14 protein-coding genes are annotated in these 20,848 nt (G+C 63.3%); 8 read left to right on the forward strand and 6 right to left on the reverse strand.

The window, feature by feature from the left end:
• Positions 1–7 precede the first annotated feature (7 nt).
• From ABD819_RS11785 to ABD819_RS11815, 7 genes are all read left to right on the forward strand, one after another.
• Positions 8–268: a hypothetical protein gene (locus ABD819_RS11785; protein WP_345124490.1), complete on the forward strand. Its 261-nt coding sequence runs from the start codon at positions 8–10 to the stop codon at positions 266–268.
• On the forward strand, positions 268–666 hold the full coding sequence (locus tag ABD819_RS11790; RefSeq protein WP_345124492.1) for a DUF983 domain-containing protein: 399 nt from the start codon (positions 268–270) through the stop codon (positions 664–666). Before ABD819_RS11785 ends, ABD819_RS11790 begins: the two co-directional genes overlap by 1 nt.
• Positions 667–917: 251 nt before the next feature.
• Positions 918–4,787 carry a sensor histidine kinase gene (locus ABD819_RS11795; protein WP_345124494.1) on the forward strand — a complete coding sequence of 1,290 codons (3,870 nt, stop codon included), beginning with the start codon at positions 918–920 and terminating at the stop codon, positions 4,785–4,787.
• Between the two features lie 179 nt (positions 4,788–4,966).
• Positions 4,967–6,280, forward strand: a complete 1,314-nt coding sequence (locus tag ABD819_RS11800; RefSeq protein ID WP_345124496.1) for an erythromycin esterase family protein — start codon at positions 4,967–4,969, stop codon at positions 6,278–6,280.
• 89 nt (positions 6,281–6,369) lie between these two features.
• A complete protein-coding gene (locus ABD819_RS11805; protein WP_345124498.1) occupies positions 6,370–7,428 on the forward strand; it encodes a sensor histidine kinase in 1,059 nt (352 codons plus the stop codon).
• Positions 7,403–8,191, forward strand: coding sequence for a LytR/AlgR family response regulator transcription factor (locus ABD819_RS11810; protein ID WP_345124501.1), 789 nt, complete (start codon positions 7,403–7,405; stop codon positions 8,189–8,191). Before ABD819_RS11805 ends, ABD819_RS11810 begins: the two co-directional genes overlap by 26 nt.
• A 107-nt stretch (positions 8,192–8,298) precedes the next feature.
• Positions 8,299–12,171, forward strand: a complete 3,873-nt coding sequence (locus ABD819_RS11815) for a hypothetical protein (RefSeq protein WP_345124505.1) — start codon at positions 8,299–8,301, stop codon at positions 12,169–12,171.
• Between the two features lie 29 nt (positions 12,172–12,200).
• Here ABD819_RS11815 and ABD819_RS11820 read toward each other — a convergent pair whose 3' ends face one another.
• From ABD819_RS11820 to ABD819_RS11840, 5 genes are all read right to left on the reverse strand, one after another.
• Positions 12,201–13,040 (reverse strand): hypothetical protein, encoded by an 840-nt coding sequence (locus ABD819_RS11820; RefSeq protein ID WP_345124507.1) that lies wholly within the window; start codon positions 13,038–13,040, stop codon positions 12,201–12,203.
• A 12-nt stretch (positions 13,041–13,052) separates the two neighbouring features.
• Entirely contained in the window at positions 13,053–13,238 is a 186-nt protein-coding gene (locus ABD819_RS11825; RefSeq protein ID WP_345124509.1) for a hypothetical protein, read from the reverse strand.
• 110 nt (positions 13,239–13,348) lie between these two features.
• Complete coding sequence (locus ABD819_RS11830) at positions 13,349–13,960, reverse strand: 3'-5' exonuclease (RefSeq protein ID WP_345124511.1); 612 nt, start codon at positions 13,958–13,960, stop codon at positions 13,349–13,351.
• 49 nt (positions 13,961–14,009) lie between these two features.
• Entirely contained in the window at positions 14,010–15,503 is a 1,494-nt protein-coding gene (locus ABD819_RS11835; RefSeq protein ID WP_345124513.1) for a hypothetical protein, read from the reverse strand.
• Positions 15,504–15,561: 58 nt separating this feature from the next.
• A complete protein-coding gene (locus tag ABD819_RS11840) occupies positions 15,562–17,514 on the reverse strand; it encodes a beta-N-acetylhexosaminidase (RefSeq protein WP_345124515.1) in 1,953 nt (650 codons plus the stop codon).
• Positions 17,515–17,682: 168 nt separating this feature from the next.
• On the opposite strand from ABD819_RS11840, the gene ABD819_RS11845 reads away from it, so the two are divergent.
• Positions 17,683–19,482, forward strand: a complete 1,800-nt coding sequence (locus ABD819_RS11845; RefSeq protein ID WP_345124521.1) for a hypothetical protein — start codon at positions 17,683–17,685, stop codon at positions 19,480–19,482.
• A 9-nt stretch (positions 19,483–19,491) separates the two neighbouring features.
• Here ABD819_RS11845 and ABD819_RS11850 read toward each other — a convergent pair whose 3' ends face one another.
• On the reverse strand, positions 19,492–20,841 hold the full coding sequence (locus ABD819_RS11850; protein ID WP_345124527.1) for a DUF58 domain-containing protein: 1,350 nt from the start codon (positions 20,839–20,841) through the stop codon (positions 19,492–19,494).
• Between the last annotated feature and the right edge of the window lie 7 nt (positions 20,842–20,848).

Here is a 20,848-nt window from a genome sequence, read left to right on the forward strand (position 1 = left end):
TTTAGTTATGAAAAAGACCTTTTTTGCTGCCTCATTTGCCCTGCTATTGGGCGTGTTGTTGAGCCTGGCCCCGTTGGCGGCCCGTGCGCAATGTGTGATGTGTAAGTCGCAGGTGGAAGCCGCCCGGCAGGAGCGCGACGACTATGATGTCGCCGGCCTCAACAAAGGCATTGTGTACATGATGACCGTTCCCTACATCCTGATGGGCGCGGTAGGGTATTTCTGGTACCGCCGCACGCACCCCAAGGCTGCCAAGGCCAAGGCCTAATGGACCAGCCCACCACGGCTATCCCGTCTACGGCGCTGGCTTTGTTGGCTCTGCGCTGCCCGCATTGCCATACCGGCAAGCTGTTTAATCATCCGGCGTTGAGCTTTAGCTTCATGGAAATGCCGGCTGATTGCCCCGTGTGCCACCGAACATACGAGCCCGAGCCGGGCTTCTACTACGGGGCCATGTACATCAGCTCGGGCTTTTCGACGGGGATACTGCTGGCCATTGGGTTTCTGCTCTATTTCTTTGCCAACGACCCGCCGGTGTGGGTGTATGTAACCACGGTGGCCGTGGCCGTACTGGCCGTTACTCCGTTGCTGTTCCGCTATTCGCGGGCCGTGATGCTGTATGGTTTCGGCGGCACCCGGTTCGACCCGCGTTTCTTAACCCACTAAAGGAAAGTTGTTTACTGGTGTAAAAATGCTGCTCCCGGGCAGCATTTTTTATTAGGCGTGGATTTTGCGGGTGCCGGAAAGAATAAGCATTGTGCTTAGTGGGCTGGTTGCTGCGTACTTGTTAATTGGCACTTCGGGGCTAAACGGCCGTTAGCTGCGTTCCTGCTTACTTTGAGCCAGCTGCCTGGCTTCGCCGAATCACTGACCTGACACCTTCTTTTTTGCGCCCGATTCAGTACCCCAGCTCTTCCATGACTCAAGCGCCGGCGTGGCGTCGCTGGCCCTGGCTGTTGCTATTGGGGGCGGTGTTCTGCTTTGGGGGGGGCTACCTGGCCAGCCGCTACGCGCAGGCCCCGGGCGTGGTGCAGCGTACGGATGTGATGCGCTTGCAGCAGCTGGTGCGCGACGCCGAAACCACGGCCCGACGCGAGGCTGATTCCGTGGCGGCTCACCTGCCCCGCGGCGGCTACAGCTTCGAGGAGCTGCTGGCCCAAACAACCTATCCCACCTGCGTACTCGAAAACGGGGTGCTGCGCTACTGGTCCGATGCCACGCTACGGCCGGAAGCTGAGGCCGTGAGCACTACGGCTGAACGTCTGATTGAAACGCCCGTGGGGCATTTCCTGCTGCTGCGCCGCATGGCGGGCCCTTATCTCATTCTCACCTACCTGCCTCTGGAACGGCACTACGGTATCAGCAACCGCTATTTGCGGGAAGGGGGCGAGCAGGCGCTGTTTCGGGGCATGGAGCTGCAGGTGGTGGCCGATAGTGCCGCCAGCAACCGGGCCCGGTTCGAAGCAGCCGACGGGCATTACCTGTTTTCCATCAAGCGGCTGCAGCCCAACCCGCTCACGGGGCAGTATGTGCCGCTGGCGCTGCTGGCGCTGGGCAGCTTGCTCTATGCCCTGGGGTGGCTGCTGCTGGCCTGGCGTTGGTGGCAGGCCGGGCGGACGGGGGTGGCCGTTGCGGCCCTGGTGCTGCCGCTGGCGGCGCTGCGGGGCGTGCTGCTGTACCTAGGGCTACCCTATTCATTTATCGAGCTGCCGCTGTTCGACCCGCGCGTGTACGCGGCCTCGTGGTGGGCCCCGTCGCTGGGCGACTTGCTGCTGAATGCGCTGCTGCTGCTGCTGCTGGCGGCCGGCGCGGCCGCTTTGTGGCGGCGCGATGAGGTGCCCACCCGGCTGCCCGCCCCGCGCACGCCACTGGGGCAGGCCCTGGCGGCGGTGGGCGTGGGGCTGGCATTCTGCGGATGGCTGGCGCTGCTGTTTGCCTACTACACCACGGTGTTCGGCAGCTCCCAGCTGAGCCTGGATATCACCCACAATCTTCAGATAACCGGGCCGTGGATGCTGCTGGCGCTGGCCGTGCTGCTGCATACGGCGGTGTGGGTGGTGGGCTTGTTTGGGCTCACGCAGGTGGCGGGGGCGCTGTTGCAGCACGTACCCCGGCGGGCCTTGCTGCTGGGGCCGGCACTGGCGGCCGTGCCCGTGCTGGGCCTGGGGCTGGCTTTTGGGCAACCGTGGGTGCTGCTGCTGGGCGTGCTGCTGCTGTTTGCCTCGCTGGTGCGGGCCGTGAACCTGCGCCCCGAGCGGGCGGAGAGTAATTATCAATCCTCGGTGTTGATTGTGCTGCTGCTGGCCCTGACTTCGGCCACGGGAGCCCTGGCGCTGTACGCGCATTTTGAGAAGCAGCTGCTGGTCGACAAGCAGCGGCTGGCTGGCAACCTGCTTGTCGACAATGATTTTCAGGGGGAGTTTCTGCTGGGCGAGCAGATGCGCAAAATCGCGGCTGACCCCTTTGTGCGGCGGTCGTTGTCGGCGGCCTTTGGGCGGCCCGAGGCGGTGCGCGAGCGCATTGCCCGGCAGTACCTGAGCGACTATTTCGACAAGTACGAGAGCAGTATCACGCTCTATGATGCCGCGGGCGATGCCGTGGGTACCGCGCCAGGCACCCCCAATCTGCGGGCCGCCCGCGCAAATACGGCGCGCATTGCCACGCCCACCGACCAGGCGGGCGTGTTTCTGGTGCAGTCGGATAACCCGTTTGGCTCGCGGCGGTACGTGGCCCACATCACCGTGCCCGGCAACCGCGTGAACGGCATCGGGCTACCCTTGGGCGCGGTGCGCGTGGAGCTGACGTTGAAAAAGCTGACTTCGTACAGTGTGCTGCCCGAATTGCTGGTCGACCAGAAGTTCTTCGAGCCCGGCCTGGCTACCGAGCTGAGCTACGCAGGCTACAACCACGGCCGGCTGGTGTACAGCGAGGGCGATTTTGACTACGCCAACCGCCTGCCCACCGCCCTGCTGGCCGAGCCCCGCCTCTACACCACCGGCCTGGCCCGCCGGGGCTACCACCACTTTGCCGTGCGTGGCTCCCTCGACCGGACCGTGGTGGTGACCACGGCCACGTATTCGCTCAGCGACTGGCTGGCGAATTTCTCCTTTCAGTTTCTGCTTTCGTCGTTTCTCTGGCTATTGCTGAGCGGGCTGCTGCTGCTGGCACGTGGCCGGGCGGTGCCCCGGCTCAACTTCAGTACCCGCATTCAATTGCTGCTGAACGTGGGCATCGTGGTGCCGCTGGTGGTGGTGAGCGTGGCCACGGCCAGCCAGCTGATTGACTCCTACCAGCGCGACCTGGCCCGCACCTACGAGCGCCGTGGCCAGCTGGCCCTGGAAAGCCTGCGCCGGCAGCGCCACCTGCTATCCGACAGTACGGCGCGGCCCACGCTGGCGGCCCTGGCCAAAAACGTGGCCGCGCTCACCGAAACCGACCTCAACCTCTACGATGCCCACGGCGAGCTGCTGGCAAGCAGTCAGCCCCTTATTTTCGATGCCGGCCTGCTGGGGCCACTGCTCAACCCGCAGGCCATGGTGAGCCTGCGCGAGCGAAACCGGCCCCGGGCGCTGCTCACGGAGCGGGCGGGCACGCTCTCGTTCAATGCCCTGTACCTGCCCGTGCGGGCTGGCGCGGGAGAGGCAGTAGTGGCGGACCTGGCCGGCCACGCGCTGGGCTATGCGAGAGGTAGCAAGCCAAAGGCTGCTGCTGGGGGCTCGATTCCAGGCCAACGGCCAGCCAGCGAGCCGCTGACCGACGACATTGCCATGCCGACCGGTCCGATTCTGGGCTACGTGGGCATTCCGTTCTTCGATTCGGAAAAGGAGCTGAATACCAAGCTGACGGAGCTGTTTACCACGATTCTGAACATCTTCACGCTGATGTTTCTGTTGTTTCTGGGGCTGGCGTTTGTGGCGGCGCGGCAGCTCACGGCTCCGCTCAAGCTCATCACCGAAAAGCTGACCCAGACCACGCTCACCGGCGAAAACGAGCTGCTGGACTACCGCAGCTCCGACGACGAAATCGGCCTGCTGGTGCGCGAGTACAATGCCATGCTCACCAAGCTGGAGGCCAGCAAGCGCGAGCTGGCCGCCCAGGAGAAGGAGGCGGCCTGGCGCGAGATGGCCCGGCAGGTGGCCCACGAAATCAAGAACCCGCTCACACCGATGAAGCTGAGCCTGCAGTTTCTGCAAAAAGCCATTGCTGAGCGCCGCCCCAATGCCGAGGAGCTCATCAGCCGCATCAGCCAGACGCTCATCACCCAAATCGACGTGCTGAGCGACATCGCCACCAGTTTCAGCACTTTCACCAACCTGCCCGCCATGCGGCCCGAGCGGCTGGACGTGGCCGCCATACTGCGCCGCTGCGCCGCCCTGCACCAGCCCGATACCGACGACGGCGCCCTGGCCCTGCACCTGCCGCCCGATGCTGAAACCGGCCGCTACCTGGTGTATGCCGATGAGAACCTGCTGGTCCGCACCTTCAATAACCTGCTGATAAATGCCCGCCAGGCCGTGCCTGAGGGCCGCGCGCCCCACATCGACGTGTCGCTGGAGGCGCTGGGCACCGGCAGCGTCCGGGTGGCCATCCGCGACAACGGGGCGGGCATTTCCGAGGAGGTGCGGGAGCAGATTTTTGTGCCCAATTTCACCACCAAAGCCACCGGCTCGGGCATTGGCCTGGCGGTGGCCAAGCGCGGGATTGAAAGCGCCGGGGGCAAAATCTGGTTTGAAACCGAGGTGGGGGAGGGGACGGACTTTTTTATCGAGCTGCCGCTGGCCGGGTAGCAGGGAAATTCCCTGAGCAATGGCCGGAAGGCGAGTGGTCGGCTGAACTAATGCCAACGTGGTTTATTCATTTTTTGCCTCACTTCACAGGCATTTTCGGGCGGTTGGCTAAATCAAGGGCGGACTTGATGGCTGGGGAGGGTTGTTTTGGGCATCATTCACCCTTTCAGCCCAAGCCCATGAAATTATTTTCTCCCCTTCGTCTTCTGGTTGGCCCGTTACTCCTGCTGTTGTCGGGAGCCGGGCAGGCACAGATGCCCGCCGCGCCAACGCCAATTTTTGCGGGCGTACCCCAGGAAAACGTTGCCCTAGCTGCGCCGGAATTTAAGCTGTTCGACCAGAAATTCTACGATAACCAGCTATTTCTGTTGGGCGAGTCGCACGGCGTGGCGCGGCCGCAGGAGCTGGATTTTGCCCTGTTGAAGCACCTCAACCAACGAGCTGGCGTGCGTACCTACGTGGCCGAAGTCGACTGCGCTAAGGCGTATTATTTGAATGAATACTTGCGCACGGGGCAGGATAGCACCCTCCGCCTCGTATTTCGAAGCTGGGTGGCAGGCACCATTCAATGGGGCAACCAAGAATTCTTTACTAAAGTCCAACGCATACGCGCCCTGAACCAAACACTGCCAGCGGCCCGTCGTATCCGCTTCATTGGCCTCGACGAAATACAGGACCTACCGCTGGCCGCCGACTACGCCCAAACGCTGCTGGGCACCCGCCCAGTGCCGGCCCCGTTGCGGGCTTCGCTTGATTCGGTGCTGACGCTGCTGCGCCGCGCCGATGTCGGCACACTAGCCGTTGTGGGGCAACGCGCCGCCCGGTTGCTGGCCGCACAGGCGGTTCGCTACCGGCAAGCACTTGGCTCCGCCACCTATGATAATCTGGCGCTGCTGTTGGGCAACATCTTTCGGCCAGCGGGCTTCGGGCGGGAAGACATGCTGGTGGCCAATTTCGAAGTGCAATACCAGACGCAGCAGCTCGCGCACGAGAAGCTATACGGCTTGTGGGGGCTGGCCCACGTGTTGCAAAGCTCTATTCAGGGTAATTTCCGGAGCATGGCGGCCCGACTGGGGCAAGGTGTACCGCTGCGCGGTAAGGTGGTATCGGTGCTATGCGTGTTCAGCGGGTGCCAGATGCTGTACCCCACGGCTGGCCTGCCCACGCCCTGGCAAATGGCGGGGCAGCCTTACAGTGTCACCGACAAATTCAACCACGACGGCCCCCTATCGGTACTGACCGGGCTATCAGAGCTGAAGCAGCGCACGGCACCGGGCAGCACCACCCTATTCCGACTCAACGCGCCGGAGGCCGCCACTACCCGCCAGCCCATTGAGGTGCGATACGCGCCCGGCGTGCCGGCCGGGCAGCAGATTCAGTTCTCGGCTGCGTTGCCGGCGGCGGCCTACGTGCAGTACCTGGTGCTGGTGCGCGACTCGGGGCCGGTGCAGGCTTTGACACCGCCGGCTGCCGGGCAAACTGCCGGAAAATAAGCGTCAACGAAGTTCGAAATCCGCAATATTGGTCAAAGAGTGGCACCTTCGGGGCTGCGCCCGCTCATTGACCAACCACCCTCCCCCGCATGCAACACCCCTCGCGCTCCGACCTACTGACGACGGCCGTGTATTGGCTGGTGGCCACACCCTTCATTCTGTGGACGTACGTAATAGATTTTGGCTGGGCTCGGGCCGCGTTGGGCATGGCCTACACGGTGCTGCTCGATACGGCGGCGGCCTATGTATTGGTGTTTGGGGTGCTGCCGGGCTTGCTTGATTCCCGGCGGCGGGGCCGGGCGTTGGCGGGGCTGTTGGTTTTTTTGCTGGTTAGCGCCGTGCTTTACCACGGCGGTTACGGTTGGCTGCTGGGCAAGGAGGCGGTGCGCTGGTCGTTGGTCGCGGTGCTGTCGGGCCTGCTGCTGCACGCCAAAAGCTATGGGCTGCTGGCGGTGCTGCTCACCGGCAAACGCTATTTTGAAGTGCAGCGCCACGTACTGCAATTGCAAAAAGCCCAGGCCGAAAGCGAGCTGCGCAGCCTCAAGGCCCAGCTCGACCCGCACTTCCTGTTCAATAACCTCAACGTGCTGCGGGGCCTGATTCTGGAAAACCCCGTAGCTGCCAACGAATACCTCACCCGCCTGGCCGCCCTCTACCGCTTCCTGATTCGGCACCAGCACGAAGACGTGGTGAGCCTGGCCGAAGAGCTGCAGTTTGCCGATGAGTACATCTACCTGCTGCGGCATCGGTTCGGGGCGGCCTACGGATTCCGCTGGCAGTTGCCGGCCCCGGCCGTGGTGGCCGGGCTGCTGGTGGTGCCCGGCACGCTCCAGCTACTGCTCGAAAATGCCATTAAGCATAATGCGGGCAACGAAGACGAGCCGCTGGTTATCAGTTTGGAGGCCACGGCCACCAGCCTCAGCGTGCGCCACACCCGGCGGCCCAAGCGCACGCCCGTCGATTCGGTCGGGACTGGGTTGACCAATCTGCGGGAGCGGTACCGGCTTCTGTTCGGCCAGGAAATTCGGGTAGAGGCCACGCCAGTGGTGTTCGTCGTTACCGTGCCGCTGCTGCCCCAGGCCCGCCCGCCGGGGCCGCTCGCTCATCATCAAACCCTTGCGCATGACTATTCTGATTCTGGAAGATGAGGAGCCGGCGGCCCGGCAGCTGCAGCAGCAGCTGGCCCGAACGGGCCTCGGGGCCACGGTACCGCCCGTGTTGCGCAGCGTGGAAAAAGCCCTGGTCTGGCTGCAAGTCAACCCCATGCCCGACCTGATTCTGTCGGACATCGAACTGCTCGACGGCAACGTATTTTCGCTCTACGAGCAATTTCCGGTGAGCTGCCCCATCATCTTCACCACCGCCTACGACCAGTTTTTGCTGGCCGCGTTTCGGGGCAATGGCATTGCCTACCTGCTCAAGCCCTTCAGCTTTGAGCAGTTGCAGGGCGCGTTGGATAAGTACCAGCTGCTCCGCCGCAGCCTGACGGCTGCACCAGCCGCCACCAGCGCCAGCCTAAGCGCCGAGGTGGTGCGCGAGCTGCACCAGGTGTTGCGCCAGGGTAGTCAGCCGCAGTACAAACAGCGCTTTTCGGTGCGAATGCCGAGCGGCCTCTACATCCTGCAAGTGGCCGAGGTGGCTTACGTGCAGGCTGATGAAGGCGTAACCTTTGCTGTGGACGGCATTGGCAAACGCTACCCGCTCAGCGGGACGCTTACGGAGTTGGAACGCCAGCTCGACCCGGCCCGCTTCGGCCGCATCAACCGTTCCGAGCTGGTTAACATTGCTTTCATTGACCGGGTTGAGTCTTATTTCAACAACCGCCTGGTGGTGAAGTTGCGGGGCTCGGCTGCGATGCTGACTACCAGCGCCGCCCAAACGCCGGAATTTCGGCGCTGGCTGGAAGGATAGGGCACAAGGGAAGTATCGGCTTCTTCATCAAGTCGGCCGGCACCGCTAATTCGGGCACGAAACCACTGGTTGTCCGCGTTAACCGCACTACTCCCGACCTTTACTATATGATTCGTCGTTTACGCCTGTGCTTCCCCTTTGTGGGCCTGCTCGTTGCGGCGCTGTTACTTATAAATCTGCAAGCTCGGGCGCAGGCGCGGCCTGCTAAAACCAGCGAGGCCCCGCCGCCCACTACCCGGCGCTGCCGCTGGGTGCGCCTCGCGCCGGGCCGCGATACGACCGGCTTTGCCCTTGCTGATACGCTTACGGTGGTGCCGTCGTCCGTGCTCGTGCAGGGGCGCGGGGTGGACTACGACGGGCGCACCGACCGGTTCCGCTGGGTGCGGACGGCCCCGCGCGACAGCAGCGGCGTGCCCCGGCCCGATTCGATACTGGTGTGCTACCGGGTGCTGCCGCTGCGGCTGGCGGCGGCCCGCTACCGCCGGCCCATCGGGCTGATGGACAGCCTGGGCTTCCGGCAGCCGGTGGTGCGGTTCGAGGATTTTTCGGTGAAGGAGCAGATTCTGAGCACGCCGGGCATCAGTAAGACGGGGAATCTGTCGCGGGGGCTGAGCTTTGGCAACACCCAGAACGTGTTCGTGAACTCGGCCCTGAACCTGCAGCTCGAAGGTCAGCTCACCGAGAACATCAACCTGACGGCGGCCATTTCCGACCAGAACGTGCCGTTTCAGCCCGAGGGCAACACCCAGCAGCTGCAGCAGTTCGACCGAATCTACATCACCCTCACCAGTCCCAACTGGAACCTGACGGCCGGCGACGTGGTGCTGCGCAACAAGCCCGACTACTTCCTGCGCTACTACAAAAACATTCAGGGCGCGGCCGTGGAGGCCAATTTTGGCCCGCCCATCGTGGGGCTGTATGGGCTGGGGGCCACGCCGGGCGTGTCGAACGCGGTGTTTCTGAACGGCACGGCCGGGCAGTTGCCCAACGGCCTGCCCAATGGTCCCGCACCGGCCACGCTCAACCCGCCGGCCATCAGCCAGCCCCAGCTCACCGACCCCAACCGGCAGGTGGCCGGCACCGCCGCGCCGCTGCCCCTCGGCGACCGTGCGCCCCTGACGGGAGCCACGGGCGTGACGGCCAGCAGCGCCAGCAGCTCGGGTGTGCGCCGGGGCGTGGCGTGGCGCTCGTCCACGGCCATCGCGGGCGGGGTGGCCAAGGGCAAGTTTGCCAGCATCGACGTGACGCCTATTGAGAACGTGCAGGGGCCGTACCGCCTCAACGGGCCCAACGGCGAGCAGTTCATCATCGTGCTGGCCAATTCGGAGAAGGTGTACCTCGATGGCCGCCTGCAAACCCGGGGCTTCGATGCCGACTACATCATCGACTACAACCTGGCCGAGGTCACGTTCACGCCGCGCCACCTCATCACGCGCAACTCGCGCATTAAGATTGATTTTGAGTATTCGGACCTCAACTACGCCCGCTCGCTGGTAGCCGCCAGCCACTACCAGCAGGTGGGCCGGCTGAGCGTGCACGGTAATCTCTACCAGGAATCCGACAACCCCAACAACGCCCCCAACCTCAACCTCAACGACACCATTCGGGCGCAGCTGGGGCGGGCGGGCAACGTGGCGGTGGGCGAATTTCCCGGGGGCGATGCCGCGGCGTACGACCGCCGCCTGGTGCAGTACCACCGCGAGCTGCGGCAGCTGCCCGGCCTGCCGGGGCCGGTGGAGGTGTTTACGTTTGTGGGAGCCGACACGCCGATTGACTCGGTGCGCCAGTCGTTCACGGTGCGCTTCACGGACGTGGGGCAGGGCCGGGGCGACTACGAGCGCAGCACCAACCCGCGCTTCCAGAGCGCCAACGGCTCGGTGTACGACTACCTGCGACCGGGCCAGGGCCGCTACCTGCCCGTGCGCCGCGTGCCCACGCCGTTGCTGAAACAGCTGGTGACCGGCGGCGTGAGCTACCAGTTGGACAGTAGCACGACGGTGTTCGTGGATGCCGCCCGCTCGCGCCTGGAGCGCAACCGCTTCTCGCCGGCCAGCGACCAGGACGGGGCCTTCCACGTCGGTTACGTGGTGCAGGACGCTCGCCTGCCCGCCGCCCTGGCCGGCAGCGTGCTGCGCGGCTACCGGCTGCGCTCCACGCTGGACTACGAGTACACGGGCAAGCGCTTCGCGCCGATTGACCGCTACCGCGACATCGAATTTGACCGGAATTGGAGCAACGCGAATACCACGCAGGTCACGGGCATCACGCCGACGGCCCGTGAGGACAATATTTTCAACCTGAGCCTGGGGGTGATGAAGGACGTGAACAACAGCGTCAATTACCGCTTCAGCCGGCGCTTCCGGCCGGGCGAGGTGAGCGGACAGCAGCACTGGCTGGATGCGGCCCAGAAAGTGGGCGGGCTGGAGATGCGTGGCTCCCTGTTTGTGCTGAATTCCGACGCTGGGCGCTTCCGGTCCGACTGGGCGCGGGGCGAGGCCACGGGGCGGTATGTGGGCGGCCGCGTGGTGCCGGGCTACGCCTACCGGTTCGATAAAAACCGCGTCAGCTCGGCCAGTACCGATACCATTCGCTCGGCCAATTACTTTGATGAGCACAATGTGTTTGTGCAGAGCCGCGACTCGGCCCGCACCCAGTACCGCTTCGACTACAGCTACCGGCGTGACCAAACCCCCAACCGCGAGCAAACTGCCCTGCAGCGGCGCGGCACCGCCCAAACCTGGCAGGGCACGCTGGCCACTCGCCTCGGCAAAACCCAGGACCTGCGCGTGCTTGCCACCTACCGCGACCTCGACTCGCTGGGCCTGGCCCGCAACCGCACTGTCCTGGGCCAGGTATTCTACAACGCCAGCTTGCTGCAAAACCAAATACGCTCCGAGCTGAGCTACAGCGTGGCCACCGGCCGCGAGCTGAAGCGCGACTATTCGTTTCTGGCCGTGCCCGCCGGGCAGGGCACGCACTTCTGGCGTGATGGCAACGGCGACGGCATCCAGCAGAAGGACGAATTTTTTGAGGCCCAGGCCCCGGACGCGCAGTTCCGCACGTTCATCAAAGTGTTTCTGCCCACGGCCGATTACCGCATCGCCTTCACCAACCGCCTGAGCTACCGCCTCACCATGGCCGCGCCGCGCGGCTGGCGCGAGGCCGGCGGCTGGCGCGCCGTGGCCTCCCGCTTCGCCACGCTCAGCAGCATCACCGTCGACCGCCGCACCACCGACCCCGCGCTGCTCTCGCGGCTCAGCCCCTTCAGCTACGACAAGGAGGACAACCAGCTGCTGGCCTTCAACCAGCTGTTTCGCAACACGCTCTATTTCAATCGGTCCAATCCCATTTTCGGGGCCGAGTTTACTGTGCAGCAAACCCAGCAGAAAACGCAGCTGGTGCAGGGCTTCGACCGCCGCAATTTCAGCACTCAGAGCGTGCTGGTGCGTCGCACGCTGGCCGCGTCGTTCACGGGCCGTATCACGGGCTCGCGCGATATCCGCGAATCGGCCAGTACCTACCTCACCACCCGCAACTACCGCCTGCTGATTTACGCGGTGCAGCCCGAAATTAGCTACCAGCCCACGCCTTCGCTGCGCCTCACGGGCACGTACCTGCGCACCTTCAAGCAGAATACGCTGGATGCGCCGCTGGCCACGTTCCCGCCCACGCCCGCCGAAACCAACCCCGGTATTTTTGATGAGCTGGGCCTGGAAACCCGCCTGAGCCAGGTGAATAAGCGTACCATCACGGCGGTCACGCGCTACACCCGCGTGCAGTTCGCCGGCACCGACCCCAACTCGGTGGTGGCCATCGAAATCCTGAATGCGCTTCGCCCCGGCAGCAACTTCACCTGGGCGCTGAATGTGGAGCAGCGCCTGAGCAACGGCCTGAATATCACGCTGGCCTACGATGGCCGCAAGTCCAGCGGCCTCAACACCGTGCACACCGGGCGCATGCAGGTGGCGGTGTTGTTTTAAGGGGGAGGCGTAAGGCTTTGCCTGGCAGGCTATTCGGACTTGCTAACCGAGATTTGTGGGCCTTCGCCTGTAATTGACGCAGAGTCGTCGCCTTCACTAGCAGCATCTTTCTCATCAAGATAATAGCTCAGGTTTAGATTGAGCAGCTGTTCGTAAGGTAGTGTAAGCAAGTCGCCCTCGACCGGGTAATAGTTGTCGGAAGCCGCTTTTTCGTCTTGAGGAGTGGTTAGCTGTTTGCGTTGAGCCGAGTGGATGTAAAGGGTACGCAGGCCTCCGTCAACCGCTAACTCATAGCCAGCCAGAATGCCAGAGTAAAGCATATCGCCCGTTTCCAGTTTTATCAGTGCATCCACCACCACAAAGTCAATATGCTTGGCCTCGTGCAGTCGGATGATGGCGGAAATGTCACTGGTTTCCAGAATCTCACCAGTCAGCAGATAGTGCCATTCGTTATCATAGCGAAACCATCGGAATCGACGGTCCAATTTAAAATGCCGCACAATCTTCCGGGTGCTCCAACCAGTTGTGGCCATTATTGCCAGTAAAGCCATTTCGTACAAGATGGTACCACCCAAATTGGCTTGCAGCAGGCGAAAGGCCAGTTGAACAGTACGGTCTTCCTTTGCTCCCAACAACAAGATGCCTAGCAAATCGAGGCGAACCGAGTACCCATTTGGATGCCAATGGTTGATGCTCCAGATGAGACAGGCTTGCAGCAGCAGCCCTGGCACGATTGACCGAAACACTTGGTCCGTAATGGTCAGGTTGCTGTATCGAATTGAAAAACGTCCAGCGTGATAAAACCGAAAAAAAGAAAGTCCTGGCGCCACCAATAGGAGCACCAGGACAGTTGTAAAGAGGAAATTCATGGGGGTCCCCGCTTAATTATTTTTGCCCCGATGAATGGCAGTTACCGATTTGTAACGGGTGACTTTGTCGCCCTGACGAACGGTTATGGATTGCTTGCCAAGTGCGGTGCGCGATTCCAATACGGCATTCATGAGATTACGAGCTGCACGGGGGTCTTGCAGTAGTGCTGCAATTTCAGGAGACATTGGCGCTTTCATGGCAGGAGCTTTAAGCAGATTCAGGCAGTTAAACTCTCATGTCGAACACGAAGTTGCTGCTGAAAGTGTAAACAAATATAGAAAGCTTTTAGAGCCAACCGGTTTTTAATTTACCAGCGCACTCTGGCGGCTTTGGCCGCCCGCGCCGCCAGCCCGGCCGTGAGCTCGCGCTGCTTGTAGCACAGCGGCAGCGCCGTGCCCGAGCGGAAGGCCTGCACCGTGATTTCGGCGCAGGCGCGGGCATCGCTCAGGGCGTCGTGGTGGTTGAGTTCGATGCCGAAATGCTCGGCCACGTAGTTGAGCTTGTGGCGCTCCAGCTGCGGCCAGCACAGCTTGGCCATTTTCACCGAGCACAGGGCGTGGAAGGCGGGAATGGGCAGGCTGAAATCGCGGCAGGTGTATTCGAGCACGCTCACGTCGAACGACGAGTTGTGGGCCACTACGGGCTGGCGGTGCAGGTAGGGCAGCAGCGCGGGCCAGGCATCGGCCAGGGAGGGCGCATCGTGCAGGTCGGCTTCGGCAATGCCGTGGACCTGCTGGTTGCGCCAGTCTACGCGCAGCACGCGGGGCCGCAGCAGGGTGTAATAGGAGTCGACAATCTGGCCGCCCCGCACCCGCACCACGCCCACGGCGCAGGCACTGTCGCGGCGCTCGTTGGCGGTTTCAAAGTCGATGGCCGTGAAGTTGAGATTGGCCAACGCCTGGGTGATTTCTGCTTGCATAATAGGCAAGTTAGCTTCTGGCGGCACAAATCCAGCTATGGGCTGATGCTTAATCCGCTGCCGGTAGCGCGGCCGCTGTCGCCTGGCTGCACACGTCGGGCACCTCAAAGTAGCGCTCCATCACGCCGTTAATGTTGCCTTCGCAGCCAATGCTGAGGTCAATATCAAACTCAATATCCGAGCTGAATTGACGCAGCGGAATGAGCACCCGGCCGTAGGGCAGGCGTAGCGGCGGCAGCGTGAGCTGGGGCGTACCGGTGCGGTGCGCCGCCCGCAATGCGGCAAACCGGGCCTGCATCTGGGCATCGAAGGGAGCCGCGCTGGTAGCCAGCTCGCGCCAGGCCTCGGGCACATGCCCGGCCCCGAACAGGCTCAGTACCATTAGCAGCGGCAGCAGCTGAAGTGCCGGAAGTAGCTGCCGCTGTGCCGCTCCGGAGGCCGCCGTTGCGGCCATCTGTTGTCCAACCAGCCAGCCCAGCGCGGCCGTCGAGAGTAGGAGCACGAGCAGAATCTCGTTCTGCGCCCGCATGAGTGGCGCACCCACAATGAGGTAGCGGAACAGCAGGAAGCCCAGGAAATTCAGGCTCCCAAAGGCCAGCAGCATCGCATACCACTGCCGGCGCGCCAGCGGAGCCATTGCACGGCCCGTCGCCCGCTGCTGGCGGCCCACCCACAGCCCAACCACCGCCGCCGCCAGCGTACTCAGGCCAACTATGGGCTTTATCAGAAAAAGCACCATTGAATAGATGGAGCGCGGAATAAGCACCAGCCAGCGGTAGGCGTAATACGGGTCGGAAGGGGGAGCCATGGCGGCGGCGCGGGCCCAGTTGCCAGGCGCGGCCGCGGCAATGGTCACGGCCGCTGCGCCGATAAGCAGCCAGAGCACCAGCTTCGGGCGGGCTGTGGTGGGCAAGGCGAAACTCAGCAGCGCCAGCACCGGCCCGGCCTGCACCAGTGTGAGCTCGTTGCCAGTAAGGGCTAGCACGAGCGGGAGGCCGGCCAGCACCGCATTGCGCCAGCGCGCCGGAGCCGGCCCCCAGCCCGCCCGCAAGGCCAGGGCCGTAAACGTCAGCAGGCCCATCAGCGGCAGCTGGTAGGCCACGATGCCGCAAAACCAGTAGAGAAAGGAAAACGGCACCGGCGCGGCATTGCAGAACAGCGCCAGCAGCAGCCCGGCGGCCCAGAAAGCCTGGCTCCGGGAGCAGGTGGCCTTAAGTACGGTGTGCAGTAGGGTCCGCAGCAAATACGCCAAACTGGCCCACTGCGCCCCAAACGCGGCGGCGGCGGCCACCTTCACGCCGCCCAGCCAGCCGTAGGCCACGGGGTTCAGCACGGTCATGATAAACGTGGTGGTGAAGCGGCCCGTCCAGGTTTGAAACAGCCACACCTGCACGCCCCAGGTACCGTGCTCGCGCATCCAGTAGCCGTTGCGGAAGTCGTCGAAAAACGGCTGGTTGAAGGCCGTGAGCAGCAGGAATGGGGCCAGCGCCAGCAACAGGGCCAGCCGGAGGAGGAGAAGACGCAGCTTGGGGTTATTCAGCAAAATCAGAGAAAAGGTAACTGCCGGTCAGCATGACGCTTTTTGGCCACTACAAAGAAACTCACAGCCCCGCCAGCTTCCGGGCAGCCCGCACCACGGCCAGCTCGGCCTGGCCGGCGGGCACCTGGGCGGCATCGAGCGTGGCGCGGGCGGCTTTCTGCCAGGCGAGCGAGGGTGCCTGGCCAGTTTGCAGCTGCGTGAGGCGCTCCAGCAGCAGAGCGCCCACCGCCGCCAGCTGGGCCGAAAGCGGGGCGTATTCCTGCAAGCCGGGGTTGCTGAAGAAGAGCGGCTGCATCAGTACATCGTTGGCCTGCCAGCGCACAGCCAACGCCCGCAAAGCCACCAGCTGGCGCATCGAGGCCGGCAACCATACGGGCGCAGCAGGCCGCACAGTCAGCACGCTATCCACCAGCCCGCTGAAGCGCCGGGCGGTTTCCGACTCGGCCGGCGCCGCGTCGACCAGGCGGTTGTACTGGGTAGCGGTAGTGTACTTATAGCCCTGGAAATGGCGCTTGTATTCCTTTACGGGCTCCAGCACCTCGGCCAGGATGCGGAGCGGTGCAACATTGTTGGAACCCGCTAATTGCTTGAGCAGCAAAGCAGGGGCGCTGCGGTGGCGCAGGCCCAGCGTTTCCAGCTGGCCGGACGTCAGGTTGAGCCGGCGGTACATGTCGGCCACGTTCTGGGTGGCGGCCTGGGGCGACCACAGCCGCTCGGCCACGGCGGCGGCGCGGGGCCAGATGCGCGAATCGATGATGACGGAATCGGCGAATTCAGTCCACATGGCCGCTTCGCCGCCCAGCACCAGGGCCTGCTCGGCCGGGGTGAGGGGCGTATCGGGCGGCAGCGGGTCGGCGGCGTAGTGGGTGGCGGCGCTGTAGTTCAGGTCGAGGTAGTAGCCGTTGGACAGTAGCACGGGGTGCCCTAGCTTGGCGGCCTCGTTCAGGCCTTTTTTACCGCGCCAGCTTTGTATCACAGCTTCCTTGGGCAAATCCGGGCCGAGAATTTCGTCCCAGCCAATCATGATTTTGCCGCGCTTTTGCAGCATAGCCAGCACGCGGCGGTTGAAGTAGGTTTGCAGCTGGTGCTTGTCCACGGTTTTGCCGTCGGCCTTCACCATATTGTTCGCCCGCATATACGCCACGATGCGCGGCGTACGCCGCCAGTTGCGCCCGTCGTTCTCATCGCCGCCAATGTGGAAATACGGGTCCGGAAACAGCGTCGTCATTTCCGTGAACAGCGAATCGAGAAAGGTATAAGTGGTTTCGCGGGTGGGGTCGATGGCCACGTTGGTGGTGCGCCACAGCTGGTAGGGCGCGTAGGTGGAATCGTTGGAGGCCAGGCGCGGGTAGGCCACAATCCAGCTGGTGGTGTGGCTGGGCACGTCGAACTCCGGCACCACCCGAATGCCGCGCGCCGCCGCGTAGGCCAGCACCTCGCGCACCTCGGCCTGGGTGTAATACAGGCCATCGGTGCTGCCCACCGTGTGCAGGCGCGGAAACACCTTACTTTCGATGCGAAATCCCTGGTCATCAGTCAGGTGCCAGTGCAGTACGTTCAGCTTCACGGCCGCCATGCCGTCGATAGTGCGCTTGATGACGGCCACCGGTAGGAAGTGCCGCGCCGCATCGAGCGACAGCCCCCGCCAGGCAAAGCGCGGCCGGTCCTGAATGTCGACCTCGGGCAAATAGCGTTGCTTTTTCTCGGTGATGGGCAGCTGTTCCAGCGTGGCCAGGGCCCGCAGCACGCCCAGGCTCGTCGGCGCGTCGATGCTCACGCCCATCGGGGTCACGCGCAGGCTGTACCGTTCTTCGTCAAGCTGCTCGGGCCGGCCCACCCGGCCGTAGCGGATTTGCAGCACCGGGCCTTTGGCCGGTTCGGTTGGCCCTTGCAGGCGCGTGAGCATCCGGCGGGCGGCATCGCGCACGCTGGGGTCGGCGGCGAGTTGGAGCTTCAGCGGCGTTTTTAGCAGTAGGCGGCCCTTGCCCCAGCGCGTTTCGGCGGGTAGGGGCAAAAGGGGCGAGGCGGGCTGGGCACTACTGGGCGCGCCCCGCAAGCCAAGCCAGCCAAGAAAGAAAAGGGTAAGCCAGAATCTTGTCATCGGCCCAAAGTACGGCATCGCGCCGCCTGGGAACGTGACTTTGTGCCCAACTTGCGCCAAAATCGGGCTAGTTATCCACGTATGAAATCACCGTCCTGGCTGGCCTGGCTATTTTGCAGCCTGTTTATCGCAACCATCGCCTTTGGCCCTTTGCCGCGCTGGAACACGAAGGATTCGGGGGCCGTGATTGGCTGGGACGTGTCGGGCTACTACCTCTACCTGCCGGCCATTTTCATTCACCACGACATCAGGGACCTTCAATTTAAGGACCAGATGATGCGCGACTACGCGCCCACGCCCGACTTCCAGCAGGCGTTTCGGCACCCCGGCAGCGGGCACTACGTCATGAAATATTCGGCCGGTATGGCCGTGCAGTACCTGCCATTTTTTCTGGTGGCCCACGCCGTGGCCGCTCCGCTGGGCTACCCGGCCGATGGCTTCTCACCGCCCTATCAGCTCGCCATTCTCGGGGCCAGCGTGCTGATGGCCATTCTGGGGCTGGCACTGCTGCGCCGCGCCCTGCGCCCGCGCTTTGGCGAATGGCCCACGGCGCTCACGCTGCTGGGTATCGTGTTGGGAACCAATTATCTGGACTACAGCGCCATCGGCGGGGCCATGACGCATAATTGGCTCTTTACCTGGTATGCCGCGCTGTTGCTGCTCACTCCGGCCTTCTACCGGCAGCCCAGCCGGGGCCGGGCGCTGGCCATCGGGTCCGTGGTGGGCCTGATGGCCCTGACCCGGCCCACCGAGCTGCTGGCCGGGCTCATTCCGCTGCTCTGGGGTTTGCGGCCCACCGGCCCGGCCGTGCGGGAGCGACTGGCGTTCTGGCGGCAGCACTGGGGACTGCTACTGGCCGCCGGATTGACCGGGGCCGCCATCCTGAGTATTCAGCCGCTTTACTGGCACTACGTGAGCGGCGACTGGATAGTGTATAGCTACCAGCAACAGGGATTTAGCTGGCTGCGTCCGCATTTGTGGGATGGTATCTTCAGCTTCAAAAGTGGCTGGCTGCTGTACTCGCCGCTACTGGTGGTGGCGCTGCTGGGGTTCATCGCGTTGCGCCGGCAGCAGCCCGCCGCGTTCTGGCCGCTGCTCGTTTTCATCGTGTTATTCACCTACGTCACCTTTGCCTGGGACGAATGGCTGTACGGCGGCTCGCTCGGCCAGCGGGCCATGGTGCAGAGCTACGCCGTGCTGGCCTGGCCTTTCGCGGCGGCCCACCAGTGGCTATTGGCCCGGCGGCCCTGGCTGCTGGCCTACGCCGGTTTCGCGGTGCTGGGCTGCTACTACAACCTGTGGCTCACCTATCAGGCCCACCTGGGCGGCCTGCTGGTGGCCGGCCAGATGACGCGGGCCTACTGGTGGCGCATTCTGGGCCGCTACGACGTACCGCTCGAAGCCCGCCTGCTGCTCGACACGAACTACGATTTTACCGGCACGCCGCGCAACTACCGCGTGCTCTGGAAACAGGATTTTGAATCCCTGGCCGGCAGCGCCGACTGCGGGCTGCCGGCCCTGCGCGGCAATTGCTCCCTGCTGCTCGATGTCGCGCACCCCAGTAGCGCCGAGTTCGATATTCCGGCCCGGCCGGGGCAGTTCAGGTGGGTGCAGGGCCGGGCCGTGGCCAGCACCAGCCAGGCCGAGTGGATTGAAGGCAAAATGACCCAGTTTGTGGTGCGGTTTTGCCAGGGTCCGCGCGTAGTGCGCGAGCGCACCGTGCAGTTTCAGCGGGTGTTGCAGCCCAATGTGCCGCAGGAGCTGCAATTCTACATCAAAGCCCCCCGGGCGGAATTCGACCACGTTACCGTGGCGTTTCGGCATTACGGCCAGGCCACCGTGCGGTTCGATGATGCCCAGCTGGCCGGCTTTGATGAGTAGGCCGCGTGGTTAAATCAACCCTCTGGCCTTAAACTCCAGGTATTTATTGATGGTATTCACCGTTAAATCCGCTGGCGCGGTGAGCAGCGAGTAGATGCCATAGCGTTGCAGCTCCAGCACAATCTGCCGCTTTTCCTGGGCAAATTTTTCGGCAATGGTCTGGTTGTACACTTCCTCCGTACTCGCGGCCGGCGCGTTCAGAAACTCCCGCAGCTCGGTGTTTTCGAAGAATACGACCAGCAGCAGGTGGTCTTTGGCCAGGCGGCGCAGGTAGGGCAACTGCCGCTGCATGGCTTGCAGCGTCTCAAAGTTGGTGAACAGAATCAGCAGGCTGCGTTGCTTGATGCGGGCGCGCACCGTAGCGTAGAGCAGCTCAAAATCGGTTTCGAGGTACTTGGTTTTCTGGCGGTAGAGAATTTCGAGCAGCTTCAGCAGGTGGCCCGGCCGGCGGTCGGCGGCCAGTGCAGCGCCGGGCTTATTGGAGAAAGTGAGCAGCCCGGCTTTGTCGTGCTTGAGCAGGGCAATGTTGCTGACGACCAGCGTGGCATTGATGGCATAGTCGAGCAGACTCAGGCCCTCAAACGGCATGCGCATCACCCGGCCTTTGTCGATGAGGCAGTACACCTGCTGGGCCCGCTCGTCCTGAAAGTGGTTCACCACTAATTCGTCGGTAGCTCCGGTGCCGGCGCGGCGGGCCGTGGCCTGCCAGTTGATGCTGCGCGGGTCATCGCCGGCCACGTAGGGCCGGATTTGCTCGAATTCCAGGCTGTGGCCCACGCGCCGGATGCGCTTCACGCCCACTTCCGTGAGGCGGTTGTGGATGGCCAGCAGCTCGTACTGCCGCATTTGCAGAAACGACGGGTAAACAGGAACCACCTTGCCCTGCTCGTACCGGAACCGCCGCCGCACCAGCCCCAACGGCGAGGCCGCGTAGATGTTCAGCGCCCCAAACTCGTACTCGCCGCGCTTGGTAGGCCGCAGCTGGTAGTTGATAATCTGGGTTTCACCGGGCTTTACACTGGTTTTGAACAGCACATTGCGCCGCTGAAACTGGTGCGGAATCTCGTCAATTGTCTCGGTTTGAATGGGAAAGCGGTAGCGGTTTTCGAGGTAAATCTGCACCTCGTTGTCCGAGCCGTTGGCGAGCTTTTCGCCCAGTACGCGCCGCCCGAACACGGGCGCGGCCTGGCCCTTCGCTGGCGCATAGAGGAGCAGCGCATCGAGCAGGGTGAGCACGACAAACAAACCCAGCGCGATTTTCATCGGCCCCAGCAGCCAGGGTAAGAAGAAGGCCACCACGAAACCCGTGATAATCAAAATCAGGGCGCGAAAGAAGCGGGTGGTGAGGAAAAGAGTCAAGGAAGAA

The organism is Hymenobacter antarcticus (genome assembly GCF_039539545.1).
In the GTDB taxonomy this organism is placed as follows: Bacteria; Bacteroidota; Bacteroidia; order Cytophagales; family Hymenobacteraceae; genus Hymenobacter; species Hymenobacter antarcticus.

What these genes read in the sequence shown, in the direction of transcription:
- ABD819_RS11820 (WP_345124507.1), bottom strand. Translation starts at nt 13,040, where the DNA reads ATGAATTTCCTCTTTACAACTGTCCTGGTGCTCCTATTGGTGGCGCCA.
- ABD819_RS11800 (WP_345124496.1), top strand. Translation starts at nt 4,967, where the DNA reads ATGAAATTATTTTCTCCCCTTCGTCTTCTGGTTGGCCCGTTACTCCTG.
- ABD819_RS11795 (WP_345124494.1), top strand. Translation starts at nt 918, where the DNA reads ATGACTCAAGCGCCGGCGTGGCGTCGCTGGCCCTGGCTGTTGCTATTG.
- ABD819_RS11805 (WP_345124498.1), top strand. Translation starts at nt 6,370, where the DNA reads ATGCAACACCCCTCGCGCTCCGACCTACTGACGACGGCCGTGTATTGG.
- ABD819_RS11815 (WP_345124505.1), top strand. Translation starts at nt 8,299, where the DNA reads ATGATTCGTCGTTTACGCCTGTGCTTCCCCTTTGTGGGCCTGCTCGTT.
- ABD819_RS11785 (WP_345124490.1), top strand. Translation starts at nt 8, where the DNA reads ATGAAAAAGACCTTTTTTGCTGCCTCATTTGCCCTGCTATTGGGCGTG.
- ABD819_RS11790 (WP_345124492.1), top strand. Translation starts at nt 268, where the DNA reads ATGGACCAGCCCACCACGGCTATCCCGTCTACGGCGCTGGCTTTGTTG.
- ABD819_RS11825 (WP_345124509.1), bottom strand. Translation starts at nt 13,238, where the DNA reads ATGAAAGCGCCAATGTCTCCTGAAATTGCAGCACTACTGCAAGACCCC.
- ABD819_RS11830 (WP_345124511.1), bottom strand. Translation starts at nt 13,960, where the DNA reads ATGCAAGCAGAAATCACCCAGGCGTTGGCCAATCTCAACTTCACGGCC.
- ABD819_RS11810 (WP_345124501.1), top strand. Translation starts at nt 7,403, where the DNA reads ATGACTATTCTGATTCTGGAAGATGAGGAGCCGGCGGCCCGGCAGCTG.
- ABD819_RS11845 (WP_345124521.1), top strand. Translation starts at nt 17,683, where the DNA reads ATGAAATCACCGTCCTGGCTGGCCTGGCTATTTTGCAGCCTGTTTATC.